Here is a 12,667-nt window from a genome sequence, read left to right on the forward strand (position 1 = left end):
GCCGCCCCGCCCGCCCTTCGGGCGGACGACGGGGGTTTGAAGACGGGCCCTAGCGGCGGCGGGTGGCGCCGGTGATGGTGCCGCGGGCGATGTGGGAGAGCTTGGCCACCTCGAAGGCCGGGTAGGCGCCGCCGGCGAGGAGGGAGAACTTGACGCCCTCGCGGCCGCTCGGGCGGCGGTGGCCGGCGGGCTGGAAGCGGCGGTAGTGGTCGGCGGCCCGGTGGAAGAACTGCGGGCGCTCGGCGCGGGCGACGCAGCCGGCCAGGTCGAAGACGAACAGGTAGTGCCGGATCATCCGGGTGAACAGGGCGTCACGGACGGCCTCCCGGGAGGGTCCGGCGGGGCCGGGCGCGGCGTCGAGCTCGTCCAGCAGGGCGAAGGTCTGCTCGTACTGGTCGAAGATGTCGAAGTTGCTGCTGCCGGGCGAGCCGGTCGGGTGGACGGTCTCGCGGCGGCGCAGCTGGACGCAGGCGCGCGGCAGGACGGCGATCCGGCGGGCCGTCAGCATCGCCCGGTGGACGACGGGGAGTTCCTCGTAGCGGCCCTCGGGGAAGGCCAGCCCCTGGCCGCGCCAGTGCTCGTGGCGCACGAGGCGGTCCCAGATCAGGGCCGGCGCGCCCAGCAGCTCCGGGTGGTCGAGCGGGCCGAAGACCTCGGGACCGGCCTCGGCCAGCAGTGCCTCGGCGCCGCCCGGCCAGTCGCGGCCGCCGTGCTGCCGGGTGTGGCCGAAGAGCAGCAGGTCGACCGGACCGGTCCGCTCCAGGTGGTCGGCGAAGGAGCTCAGGGCGTCGCGGGCGAGCAGGTGGTCCGCGTCGAGGAAGAGCAGGTACTCGCCGCGGGCCCGGGCGGCGCCCGCGTTGCGGCTGACGCCGACTCCGACCGCCGCGTCGAGGTGGAGGACGGACACCTGGGGGTGCCGGGCCGCGTAGCGGTCGACGAGCTGTCCCGGGCAGTCGGGGGACCGGTCGACGACCACCAGCACCTCGAAGTCGCGGAAGGACTGGGCGAGCAGCGAGTCCAGGCAATCCGCCAGCTGTTTCTGCTGGTCGTACGCGGGGATCACGACGCTGATCAGAGGTGAGGCCATGACGCCGGAGCGTAGGAGCGCCTGCGAACCGTGGCAAAGCCCTGACGGTCCGTAAATGCGAGCAATACCCGGCAAATCGTACGGACGTGCGCCATATCTTCACCGACTGCTCCGGTCGCGTCCACGTCAGGAACGCAGGAGCGCGACCGATCGGGGCCCGCGACGGATCGGGGCCCGTGACCGATCCGGGCCCGCGACGGATCCGGGCCCCGGGCGCCCCCGGCGCCGGCTCGGCGCGCGGCATCCCCCGGCGGCGGGCAGGCTGGAGGCGTCATCACGGTGGGAGGCGGACGGAGGCGGGCATGGAGCAGCGGACGCGGCCACCCCGGGTCGGCGAGCTCACCGCCTTCCTGGCCCGGCTCACCGCCGTCCTGCTGCGCAACAGCGGCGAGGGCGTCCAGGAGCTGGAACCGGCCGTCGCCGGCGCCGCCCGGGCGCTGGGCGGCGCGGCGCGGCTGCTGGTCGTCCCGGACGGCGCGGCGCTCACCGTCACCGTCGGCGGGGAGTCCAGCACGGTGACCGTCCGGGCGTTCCCCGAGGTGTTCCGCCTCGACCAGGTCGCCGCCGTCAAACCGCTGCTCGCCGACCTGACGGCCGGCCGGCTCACCCTGCCCGCGGCGGCCGGGCGGCTCGCCGTCATCGACGCGTCCCCGCCGCCGTACCCCTGGTGGGCGAAGGCGCTCGGGATCGTGCTGTTCTCCATCGGCTTCGCGCCGCTGATGCAGCCGACCTGGTGGGAGGTCGGCTCCACGGCCGTCCTCGCCACGGCGAGCGCGGCCCTCGCGACGGCGGCGGGCCGGTGGCCCCGGCTGGGAGCCGTCCTGCCGCTGGTGGCGGCGGTCGTCGTCTCGGTGATCGCGCTGCTGGTGTTCGCCCGCACCCCGGGGCACGGCGGGCCGGTGCTGATCATGCTGCCGGCGCTGTTCTTCTTCGTCCCCGGCGACTACCTGAGCGCCGCCGCCGCCGAACTCGCCGCCGGTCACCTGACGCCGGGCGCCGTCCGGCTGGTGTACGCGGTGTTCCTGCTGCTCCAGCTGTACGTCGGGGTGCTGATCGGACTCGCCGTCACCGGGCGCGACCGGCACTCGCTGTTCGACGTGGCCGCCGCGCAGGACCTGCCGCGCTGGGCGCTGTTCACCGCGTGGATCGTCTTCACGGCGGGTACCGTGCTGGCCTTCGCCGTCCCCGCCCGGCTCGGGCCGCTGCTGCTGCTCCTGGTCTATCTGACGGTGGCGGTGCAGACCCTGGCCACCTGGCTGGCCGGCGAGGTGACCGGGACCTTCGTCGCCGCCACCGTCCTCAGCGGGGTGACGACCCGGATCGCCGCCCGGCCGACCGCTCCGCCGCGGCTCCTCCTGCTGCTGCCCGGCTTCTTCACGTTGACCGTCGGCTCGCTCGGCATGCGCGGGCTGACCGACCTGGCCGGCGGTCACCCGATCGCCGGGTTCCGGGATCTGACGGAGATGGTCACGCTGGTGACGGCGATCGCGGTGGGCCTGCTGGCGGGCGCGGTGGTGGCGAACGCCGGACGGGGCGACCGTCGGGACGCCTGAGACGGGGGCGGCGCGTCAGACGGACTGCCTGGTGGCGGCCGGGCCGCGGGCGGCCGGAACGCCGCCGACCGGCAGGCCGGGAGCCGGGACGGCGACCAGCTCGCGGACGTACCAGTCGAGCCGGTTGCCGGTCGGCTCCGTCACCCGCGCGGAGTACCGGAAGCCGGCCCGCCGAGCCACCGCCGCCGAGGCGAGGTTCTCCGGGTCGACCCGGATCACGCCCTCGGTCGCGCCCTCCTGCGCCGCGTACCGGCAGACCAGGTGCACGGCCCGGGTCACCAGGCCCCGCCCGCGCCAGGCGGGGTAGAGGCCGTACGCGATGTTGACCTGCCCCGGGGCGAGGCACGGCATCGCGAACCGCAGGTCGATCGTGCCGGCCAGCTCCGGCTCCGGTCCGGTCCGGATCCCGAACACCCGGGCCGGACCCCGGTACAGCCACTGCGCCGTGGACCGCCGCACGTACTCCTCGGTGCCGGCCCGGGTGCTCGGCCCGCCGTTCAGCCACCGCACCAGCAGATCGTCCTCACCCGCCAGGTGCGCGTCGATGTCGGTGGCCCGGAACGGTGTGAGCGTGACGACCCCGTCCGACAGCCTGACCTGATTCATACGCCCACTCTGGCCCCCGGGGCGGCGCCGGGGCCACCGAAATTTCGGCCAGCTCGCACCCGAACGGACCGCCCACGAAGCATCGTTGTTCGCCACCGAACGAGCCCCGGGCGATCCGTGAACGAGCCACTGGCGAGCCCCGAACGACTGCCGGGCGAGCCCCGGAACGCCCGCGAACCGCCCCCGGACGGTTCGCGGACGGTGCGGAGCGCCCGCGTCCGGCGGCTCCGGTCGGCGGCCGGTCCGCGTCGTCGTGCCCCGCCCTCGGCCGGCCCGTCGCCGCCCCCGAACGCGGCCGAGCCCGCAGGCGGGGGCCTGCGGGCTCGGGGGTGCCGGGGTCGGCTCAGTACCAGTGGTGGGACTGCCAGAACGCCCAGGCGCCGCACGGGCTGCCGTAGCGGGAGTTCATGTAGTCCAGGCCCCACTTGATCTGGGTGGCCGGGTTGGTGCGCCAGTCGGAACCGGCCGAGGCCATCTTCGAGCCCGGCAGGGCCTGGACCAGGCCGTAGGCGCCGGAGGAGGCGTTGGTGGCGGTGACGTTCCAGCTGCTCTCGTGCGACACGATGTTGCTGAAGCACTGGAGCTGGCCGGCCGGGACGATCTGGGCGGCGATCTCGCGCGGGCTGCCGGAGTAGGCCGGCTTGGCGTTCAGCGCGGAGCGCTCCTGCGAGCGGGAGGCGGCGGCGTCGGACTTCGCCTTGGCGTCCGCCTGCGCCTTCGCCGCGGCTTCGGCCTCGGCCTGGGCCTGCGCGGCGGCCTGGGCCTGGGCCTGTGCGGCAGCGTCCGCCTCGGCCTGGGCCTGGGCGGCGGCGGCCGCCTGGGCGTCGGCCTGCGCCTTGGCGTCCGCCTGGGCCTGGGGCTGCGCGGCGGCCTGCGCGTCCGCCGAGACGGCGCCGGTGGTGCCGGCCACCGCGGCCACGGGGGCCTCGGCGACGGCGGTCCCGCTGTCCGGGATGGCGAGGGCGGCGGTGGCCGCGCTCGCCACCACGAGGGTGGCGATACCGGTGATCAGCGAGTTGCGGCGGGCATGGCTGAGCTGCATGGAGCGGACAATCCTTTTCCGTCGGGGTGCCGTCAGGGCCTCGGTGGCCGTCGGGGCGTGCCGGCCCCGGGCGGGGCGGCGGCGCGGGCGCCGGGCATCACGGGCACGGGGCTCGCTCGGGGGAGCGGCCCGTGGTGGCGTACGGGACGGCCGTGGTGCGTGCCCCGCGGAGTGCGGGGCGGACGAGGTGCGCGGCGGGGGACCGGCCGCGCTGCCTGGCGACGGACCATTCTTGGCAGAGCCCGAGACGGGCGGCAAAGGCGTCGGCTACTACGGCCGGTAGTCGTACCGGGGGCCCGAAACGGCGAAGCACCCGACCGATGGCGGGTGCTTCGATACGTTTTGTCCGTTTTGAGAAATTGATGGGCAGGACCGGGGATCGTCGACGAACGAATGGTCCCAACGGCCCGTCGCCTGCGTTGTTCCGGGCGGTGGCGGTCCGCCCGCCGTCGGCGCCGCCCGCCCGGCGGCCGGGCGACTCCCCGCGCGGGCGGGGCGTCGCGCGGCCGTCCACTATCGACGGCAGTAGATGGCCGAGCCCGTGTGGGGGGCCTCACACCCCGGCGGGCCGGGCCGGACGCAGGGTGACCGGTCGGTCACGCGCTCCGGTACGGGTTCGGCTCCGCGGGCTGCGGCGCACCGGCGTACGGGTCCGACGCGTACGGGGCCGACACGTGCGGGGCCGACACGTGCGGGGTCTTCGCGTACGGGTCCGAAGCGTAGGGGTCCGACGCGTACGGGTTCCCCGCGACGGGCCGCTGCACCCCGTACTCCGGCAGCTCCGGGACGTCGGCCGTGCCCGGCGCCCCCTCGTCCTCTTCCTCCTCCGGCTCCTCCTCCACCGGCACCAGGTCGCGCGCCAGCAGGGTCGCCCCGGCGACGGCGCCCGGCATGGCGACCACCGTCACCAGCGGGACCAGGAACATCAGCACCAGCGGCACACCGAAGCCGAAGGCCAGCCCGAGCCGCCCGCGCAGCAGCCGCAGCCGCTCGCGCTGCGGCACACCGCGCCGCTGGAGGCCGACGGAGGTCAGCTCCAGGGTGAGGAAGAAGCCGGAGACCAGGAAACCCAGCACCGGGACCACGGTCTGCCCGACCACCGGGATGAACCCGGCCGCGAACAGCAGCACGCCGAAGCCGCCGGCCCGCACCAGGACGAAGAGACTGTCCCGGGCGGCCACCACGAGCTCGCGCCAGAGCGGCACGTCCGGCGGGGTCGGCGCGCCGCCCTCGGTCTCGTCGACCTTCTCGCACAGCTCCTCGTAGAACGGCTGGCCGACCAGCAGGGTGACCGCCGTGAAGGTGAGCACGGACAGCAGCAGTCCGCCGACGAAGACGAGCGCGGCGAGCGTGGTGCGCAGCAGGTCCTGCCAGAACGAGGCCCAGTGGTCGGCGAACGGGGTGGCCCAGGCGGCGAGGTCCTCGGACCAGCCGACGAGGAAGAACAGTGCCACCGCGTAACCGGCCAGGGTGATCAGCGCCGGGATCATCCCGAACGCCCACCAGCGGCCGTGCCGCGCCACCCACTTCTGGCCCTTGGCCAGGTACCCCATCCCCGCTGCAAGATCTCGCATGAGGGGAAGGGTAGGGGCTGACGGGTCGCCGGGTCATGTCCGTCCGGTCACGGAACGGAACCGGAGGTTCCCGGTCGGCGGGGGCCCGAGCCCGCTGCGGAGACGCACCGGGCCCGGGAACCGCCGCGGAAACGCGCCGGGCCCGGGAGCCGCCGCAACGGCTCCCGGGCCCGGCGCCCGCGGACGGTACTGCGCTCCGGCTCAGGAGGCCGGTGCCACCGCCGCGGCCCGCCGCCGGCGGCCCACCACGGCCGACGCCGTCAGCACGATGGCCGCGGCGACCAGCGACAGGTACATCTGCTTCCGACCGTCGGCGTCGGTGAACATGTACGCCATCACGAACCCGATCATGCCGATCGCGGCCCAGGTGAGGTACGGGTACAGCCACATCCGGACGGTCAGCCGCTCCGGCGCCTCGCGCTCGATGATCCGGCGCATCCGGAGCTGGGAGAAGCAGATCACGAGCCACACGAACAGCGCCACCGCGCCGGACGAGTTGAGCAGGAAGGAGAAGACGGTGTCGGGCGAGGTGTAGTTGAAGATCACGGCCACGAAGCCGAACACCACCGAGGACAGGATCGCCACCCGCGGCACGCCGCGCTTGGTCACCGTGGCGAAGGCCTTCGGCGCGTCGCCGCGCTGGCCCAGCGAGAAGGCCATCCGGGACGCGGTGTACATGCCCGAGTTGAGGCAGGACAGCACGGCCGTCAGCACGATCACGTCCATCACCCGGCCGGCGCCCGGGATGCCCACGTGCTCCAGCACCGCGACGTACGGGCTGCCCTTGACGGCGGCGGAGTCCCACGGCAGCAGGGTCACGACCAGCAGGATCGAGCCGAGGTAGAAGACGCCGATCCGCCAGATCACGCTGTTGGTGGCCTTGCTGACCGCCTTCTCCGGGTCCTCGGACTCGCCGGCGGCCAGGGTGACGATCTCGCTGCCCATGAAGGCGAAGACGACGGTGAGCATGCCGGTGAACACCGCGCCCACGCCGTGCGGCAGGAAGCCGCCGTGACCGGTCAGGTTCTCGGTGCCGACCGCGTCGGTGCCGGGCAGCAGGCCGAACACGGCCAGCGTGCCGACCACCAGGAAGGCGGCGATCGCCACCACCTTGATGCCGGCGAACCAGAACTCGAACTCACCGTACGAGGCGACCGAACCCAGGTTGGTCGCGGTCAGCACGGCCATCACGATCAGGGCGAACGCCCACTGCGGGACGCCCGGCATCCAGCCGTTGAGGATCTTCGCGCCGGCGGTGGCCTCGACGGCCAGCACCACGACCCAGAAGAACCAGTACAGCCAGCCGATGCTGAAGCCGGCCCACCGGCCCAGCGCCCGGTCCGCGTACGCCGAGAAGGAGCCGCTCTGGGGGTCGGCCGCGGCCATCTCGCCGAGCATCCGCATGACCAGGACGACCAGCACACCGGCCAGCGCGTAGGAGAGCAGGATGCCGGGGCCGGTGGACGCGATGCCCGCGCCCGAGCCGACGAACAGGCCCGCGCCGATCACGCCGCCGATGGCGATCATCGACAGGTGGCGGTTCTTGAGCCCGGCCTTGAGGTGGCCGTCGCCGCCCTGGCCGTGCCCGTTGGGGTGGTGGTCAGCGGAGTGTCCGGGCGGCGGGGATCCGGCCCGGGTCGTGGTGTCCGCACTCATCGTGAGGGTGCCCTGTACCTTTCCAGCGCGGCCTGACCCTCGGCTCGAACGCCGGAGGGTGGGGGACGGTCCGCGCATTGCGGTGCAACCTAACTTCTAGCTCCGGGTATCGGAACACGGCATCGGGAACTCTTCGCTCAGCGGACGCAAACGCCCAGGTCAGAGCGGGTGAAAAGATGACGTGGAAAGCTCAAATCTGACGCACCGCCAGCAACTCGGGGGCCTCCCTCCGGGGGTGATCGGGGCGCCGTACATACTGGCGGCGTGATGATCGTCCTCGTGGTGCTCGGCGCCCTCCTCGTCCTCGCCCTGCTGACCCTCGTCCACTGGTACCTCTGGCGCCGGCTGGTGCGCGACGTGTCGGCCCCGGGCGGCCGTTGGCGCCGGACCGGCACGGTGCTCGCCGTCGCCCTGCCGGTGCTCTCGGTGGGCGCGCTGGTCGGCGGCGAGCTGTTCCCGATGGCGGTCGAGCGCTGGTTCGCCTGGCCCGGCTACCTCTGGCTGGCGGTGCTGCTGTACCTGCTGCTCGGGCTCGCCGTCGGCGAACTGCTCCGGCCGCTGCTGCTCCGCCTGCCGGCCCGCCGTATGGCAGCGGCTCAGGCTATGGCTGTTGACGGTCCGTCGGACGAGTCCTCGGGTGAGCCCGCGGTCGATCCGGCCGCCGTGCCCGCTCCCGCCGCTCCCGCCGCCCCGACCGTGCCCTCGCCGGAGCGGCGGCTGTTCGTCGCCCGCGCGGTCGCGATCGGTGCCGGTGGGGCGGCGGCGGCCGTGGTCGGCACCGGCACCTACGGGGTGCTGCGCGGGCCGCGGCTCAAGCAGGTCACCGTCCCGCTCGCCAAGCTGCCGGCCCGGGCGCACGGGTACCGGATCGCGGTGGTCAGCGACATCCACCTCGGCCCGATCCTCGGCCGCGCCCACACCCAGCGGATCGTGGACACCATCAACGCCGCACAGCCCGACCTGATCACGATCGTGGGCGACCTGGTCGACGGCAAGGTGCCCGAACTCGGCCGGGACGCGGAGCCGTTGGCACAGCTGCGGGCCCGCGACGGGGCGTACTTCGTCACCGGCAACCACGAGTACTTCTCCGGCGCGGCGCCCTGGGTGGACTTCGTCCGCGAGCTGGGCGTCCACCCGCTGGAGAACGCCCGGGTCGAACTGGGCGGCTTCGACCTGGCCGGGGTCAACGACATCGCCGGGCAGCGGGAGGGCGACGGGCCGGACTTCGGCAAGGCGCTCGGCGACCGCGACCCGGCCCGCACCGCCGTCCTGCTCTCCCACCAGCCGGTCACCATCCACGACGCGGTCCGGCACGGCGTCGACCTCCAGCTCTCCGGCCACACCCACGGCGGGCAGCTCTGGCCGGGCAACTACCTGGCCGAACTGGCCAACCCGACGGTCGCGGGGCTGGAGCGGTACGGCGACACCCAGCTCTACGTGACGCGCGGCGCCGGCGCCTGGGGCCCGCCGGTCCGGGTCGGCGCGCCGTCCGACATCACCCTCGTCACGCTCGCCTCGCTCCAGGCCTGACCGGGGCGGCCCGGGGCCTGCCGCTGCCCTTCAGGCCTCGACGACGTCCAGCAGCACGATCCGCCATCCGTCCGCCGGGGGCCCGGTGAGGCGGGCGGCCAGGATCGCGGGGATGTCGCTCTCCTGCGAGTACCCCGGCACGACGGTGACCTCCGCGTGCCGTACGCCCGGCGCGCCGGCCAGGGCGTACCGCACCCGGTACGTCGTCGCGGCCGGCGGCGGGGCCGGTCCGGCGCTCCGCATCGCGCACCCACCTCCGTCCGGGGTCCATTGTCCGCCGAAGGGGCCCGCCGGGCGGCCTGGGCGGCCGGGGCGGCCCGGGCCGAAGGAGCCGGCGGCATCCTGTGGCCGATCCGGGCGAATCCGGGCACAGTGGGAATCTCCGGGGCCGCACGCCCCGGCCGGCGCGACCACCGCGAACCGGCGAACCGACGGGACGGCTCCGGGAAGGAGCGACCCCATGCAGACCACCTGGAAGGGGACGATCAGCTTCGGCCTGGTCTCCATCCCCGTCCACCTGTACTCCGCCACCAAGGAGCACGACGTCCCCCTGCATCAGGTGCACGCCAAGGACGGCGGGCGGGTGCGGATGAAGCGGTACTGCGAACAGGAGGAGCGGGAGGTCCCGTACGCGGAGATCGCCAAGGGCTACGAGTCGCCGGACGGCCGGACCGTCACCCTCACCGACGACGACCTCGCGGACCTGCCGCTGCCCAGCAAGAAGATCATCGACGTGCTGGCCTTCGTCGACGAGGGCGAGATCGACCCGCTGATGTTCTCCAAGGCGTACTACGTCGGCGTCGCCGACAAGGCCGCCTCGAAGCCCTACGCGCTGCTGCGGGACGCGCTGGTGGAGTCCGGGCAGATCGCCGTCACCAAGATCGCGCTGCGCAGCCGGGAGTCGCCGGCCGTGCTGCGGGTGCACGACGGCACGCTGGTCCTCCAGACCTGCATCTGGCCCGACGAGGTCCGCCCGGCGGCCGGCATCGCGCCCGAGGAGGACGTCACCGTCCGGCCGCAGGAACTGAGGATGGCGCGCTCGCTGATGGAGACCCTCTCCGAGGACTTCGACCTCGACCAGCTCCACGACGACTACCAGCAGGCGCTCCAGCAGGTGATCGAGGCGCGGCTGCAGGGCGTCGAGGTGCCGCACGAGGAGGAGGCGGAGGCGGCGCCGGACAACGTCATCGACCTCATGGAGGCGCTGCGCAGCAGTCTGCGGCAGGCCAAGGACGCCCACCCGGGCCGGCCGGCCGCCGAGGACGCCGAGGAGCCGGAAGAGGAGCCGGAGGAGAAGCCGGTGCCCCGCAAGCGGGCCGCGACCGCGAGAACGGCGGCGACGGCCGCCGGGAAGACCACGGCGGGCGGCACGGCGAAGAAGTCGACGGCCACGAAGTCGACCGGGAAGTCCGCCACCGCGAAGCCCGCCGCAACGAAGTCCGCCACCAAGACGGCGGCCAAGACGGCGACGAAAGCCGCCACCAAGACCGCGACGAAGAGCACGACCCGGAAGTCCGCCACTCCCCGGAAGGCCTCGTGACCTCCCCCTCACCCCCCCCGGAGGCGATTCCCGATGGACCTGATCACCTACAAGGCCCAGGACACCGGCCCCGACGCACCGGCCCACCCGAGCTGGGCGCATCGGGCCTGGCACTGGCTGTGCAGTCTCACCCCGACGGCCGTGGTCTTCATGGTCGGACTCTCGCTCGGCCTCGGCGCCGTCGCCTCCCAGGTGACCTGGCTGCCGATGCTGATCGTCTTCAGCGTCATCTGGGGCGCGACCCTGCTCGCCCTGGTCGGCGTGATCGCCCGCTGGGTGACGCCCGGCCGGGGCCGTCACCGGATGGCCACCTGACCGTGCCCCGTCCCCGTTCGCCGCAGCGGGGACGGGGACCGGGCACGATCAGCCCTTGAACAGGTTGTGCCCGACGTCCGAGGGGACGATCTCCTTCACCGGGGTGCTGCCGTCGCCGGGCACCCGCGCGCCGGGCACCGGCTCGTCGCTCTCGCGGTGCAGCAGCACCACCCCCTGCTCGGCCCAGACCTGCCGGTAGCCGTGGGCCAGCAGCAGGTCGATCCGCTCGGCCTGCTCGGCCGAGGTCTGGAACGGGAACGTCCGGGTGTCGGAGCGGATCAGGACGTAGTCGCGCCCGCGCGGCACGCCGTCCACCAGGACGACGTCGGTGCGGCCGACCAGCCGGGGCACCACCTGGTTGTCGGCCTCGACCAGCGCCCCGTCCGGGATCTGCGCGGCGCCCCGGACCAGGGCCGCGCTGCTCGCGGAGGGGCGCCAGGAGGCCGGGGTCAGCAGGCCGATCCCGTTCAGCAGCAGGCCGGCCAGCAGCGCGATCGCGACCGTCGCCGTCCCCAGGCCGTACGCGGTGCGCCGCCTCGCCCCGCCCCGGGCGTACAGGTGGCCGAGCGCCTCCAGGGTGGCGGTGAGCAGCACCGGCCAGAGGAACGCGTCGTAGTGGTGGGCGATCGACCAGTGGTTCGGGTTGTCGGACAGCACGCGCTCGGCGAGCAGCGGCAGCAGGCAGAGCGTGGTCGCGGAGCGCAGCGGCAGGAGCAGCAGGGTGCCGAACAGCCAGAGCACCAGCAGCGGCTTGATGGTGGCGTTGGTGGCGACCTGGACGAGCAGCAGCGGGTCGCCGAGCAGGTTGGTGAGCGCCTCCCCGGCGTTCGGGCCGATCGGGCCGTACACCCAGTAGTAGTCGGGCTGCCCGCCCATCGCGGGGATCAGCCAGACGATGGCGAGGGCGGAGGCCAGCGGGCCGCCGATCAGCAGGCCGGCGCCGTAGGCGAGCCCGCGCCGGTCGCCGGCCCGGTCGCCCCGGCGGTCGCCGCGCGGGCGGCTGCGCCAGAGCAGGACGAGGCCGTACACGCCGACCAGCAGGCCGAGGTCCTCCTTGGTGGCGCAGAGCAGGGCGGCGGCGAGGGCGGCGGTGCCGTAGCGGCGGGCCAGGCCGCGTTCGAGCATCAGCAGGATGAGCGGGACGGCGAAGGCGACCTCGTGGAAGCCGCCCCGGCCGGCGGCCAGCAGCGGCCAGCCGAGGCCGTAGACCAGCCCGGCCAGGTCGGCGACCAGGCGCACGATCCGCAGCTGCGCGGGGTCGGGCGCGAGGTCGAGCTCGGCAGCGCCCTCCGCCCCGTCGGCCGGGCGGGTGAAGCAGTGGACGGCGATCCGGCGGATCAGCGGGACGCCGGCCGCGAGCAGCAGGGCCTGCCCGAGGATCAGCGTGCGCGGGTCCTCCCAGATCCAGTAGAGCGGGGCGAGCGCGGCCAGGATCGGTGAGAAGTGGTCGCCGAGCAGCGAGAACTCGGGCGGGAACTCGTGGTGGTAGCTCTTGACCGGGGAGACCGGCAGGCCTAAGTGCGCGTAGCCGGCCACGCCCTGGTGGAAGATGCCGAGGTCGAAGCCGCCCAGCAGGACCGCCGACCACTGCTGGAGTCCGCACGCCGCGACGACGGCGAAGCTGAGCAGGGTCAGGACGGCGGTCCGGCGACCGGAGAGCGCGCCGGCGCCGGGTGTGAACGGGCGCACGGCGCGCGGCAGCAGCGGTCGGCCGGGGCGGGTGGACGGGCTGAGCCCGGTTTCGACTGGCACGGGATCCCTGAG

Annotated in this window: 11 protein-coding genes; 4 read left to right on the forward strand and 7 right to left on the reverse strand. The window is 74.2% G+C overall.

Annotation, left to right across the window (positions count from 1 at the left end; translation table 11 throughout):
* Positions 1-49 precede the first annotated feature (49 nt).
* Entirely contained in the window at positions 50-1,087 is a 1,038-nt protein-coding gene (locus ACFP3U_RS27175; RefSeq protein WP_380228333.1) for a glycosyltransferase family 2 protein, read from the reverse strand.
* A gap of 302 nt (positions 1,088-1,389) precedes the next feature.
* Between ACFP3U_RS27175 and ACFP3U_RS27180 the strand changes: the two genes are divergently transcribed.
* Entirely contained in the window at positions 1,390-2,640 is a 1,251-nt protein-coding gene (locus ACFP3U_RS27180) for a threonine/serine exporter family protein (protein WP_380228334.1), read from the forward strand.
* Between the two features lie 15 nt (positions 2,641-2,655).
* On the opposite strand, the gene ACFP3U_RS27185 is transcribed toward ACFP3U_RS27180, so the two are convergent.
* The 4 genes from ACFP3U_RS27185 to ACFP3U_RS27200 form a co-directional block, all read right to left on the reverse strand.
* Positions 2,656-3,246 (reverse strand): GNAT family N-acetyltransferase, encoded by a 591-nt coding sequence (locus ACFP3U_RS27185; RefSeq protein WP_380228335.1) that lies wholly within the window; start codon positions 3,244-3,246, stop codon positions 2,656-2,658.
* 343 nt (positions 3,247-3,589) lie between these two features.
* Complete coding sequence (locus ACFP3U_RS27190; RefSeq protein ID WP_380228336.1) at positions 3,590-4,288, reverse strand: aggregation-promoting factor C-terminal-like domain-containing protein; 699 nt, start codon at positions 4,286-4,288, stop codon at positions 3,590-3,592.
* A 596-nt stretch (positions 4,289-4,884) separates the two neighbouring features.
* Positions 4,885-5,862: an EI24 domain-containing protein gene (locus tag ACFP3U_RS27195; RefSeq protein WP_380228337.1), complete on the reverse strand. Its 978-nt coding sequence runs from the start codon at positions 5,860-5,862 to the stop codon at positions 4,885-4,887.
* A gap of 201 nt (positions 5,863-6,063) precedes the next feature.
* Positions 6,064-7,518: an amino acid permease gene (locus tag ACFP3U_RS27200; RefSeq protein WP_380228338.1), complete on the reverse strand. Its 1,455-nt coding sequence runs from the start codon at positions 7,516-7,518 to the stop codon at positions 6,064-6,066.
* Between the two features lie 267 nt (positions 7,519-7,785).
* Here ACFP3U_RS27200 and ACFP3U_RS27205 point away from each other — a divergent pair, with 267 nt between their 5' ends.
* Positions 7,786-9,048, forward strand: a complete 1,263-nt coding sequence (locus ACFP3U_RS27205) for a metallophosphoesterase (protein WP_380228384.1) — start codon at positions 7,786-7,788, stop codon at positions 9,046-9,048.
* Between the two features lie 30 nt (positions 9,049-9,078).
* Here the strand turns inward: ACFP3U_RS27205 and ACFP3U_RS27210 are convergent, their stop codons facing one another.
* Positions 9,079-9,291 (reverse strand): hypothetical protein, encoded by a 213-nt coding sequence (locus ACFP3U_RS27210; protein ID WP_380228339.1) that lies wholly within the window; start codon positions 9,289-9,291, stop codon positions 9,079-9,081.
* A gap of 217 nt (positions 9,292-9,508) precedes the next feature.
* On the opposite strand from ACFP3U_RS27210, the gene ku reads away from it, so the two are divergent.
* Together ku and ACFP3U_RS27220 are read left to right on the forward strand one after the other, a co-directional pair.
* Positions 9,509-10,588 carry a non-homologous end joining protein Ku gene (gene ku / locus ACFP3U_RS27215; RefSeq protein WP_380228340.1) on the forward strand — a complete coding sequence of 360 codons (1,080 nt, stop codon included), beginning with the start codon at positions 9,509-9,511 and terminating at the stop codon, positions 10,586-10,588.
* Positions 10,589-10,621: 33 nt separating this feature from the next.
* Positions 10,622-10,903 carry a hypothetical protein gene (locus ACFP3U_RS27220; protein ID WP_380228341.1) on the forward strand — a complete coding sequence of 94 codons (282 nt, stop codon included), beginning with the start codon at positions 10,622-10,624 and terminating at the stop codon, positions 10,901-10,903.
* Between the two features lie 48 nt (positions 10,904-10,951).
* Here the strand turns inward: ACFP3U_RS27220 and ACFP3U_RS27225 are convergent, their stop codons facing one another.
* Positions 10,952-12,655: a DUF2079 domain-containing protein gene (locus ACFP3U_RS27225; RefSeq protein WP_380228342.1), complete on the reverse strand. Its 1,704-nt coding sequence runs from the start codon at positions 12,653-12,655 to the stop codon at positions 10,952-10,954.
* Positions 12,656-12,667: the final 12 nt, after the last annotated feature.

This window comes from Kitasatospora misakiensis, from assembly GCF_042656005.1.
Lineage (GTDB): Bacteria > Actinomycetota > Actinomycetes > Streptomycetales > Streptomycetaceae > Kitasatospora > Kitasatospora misakiensis.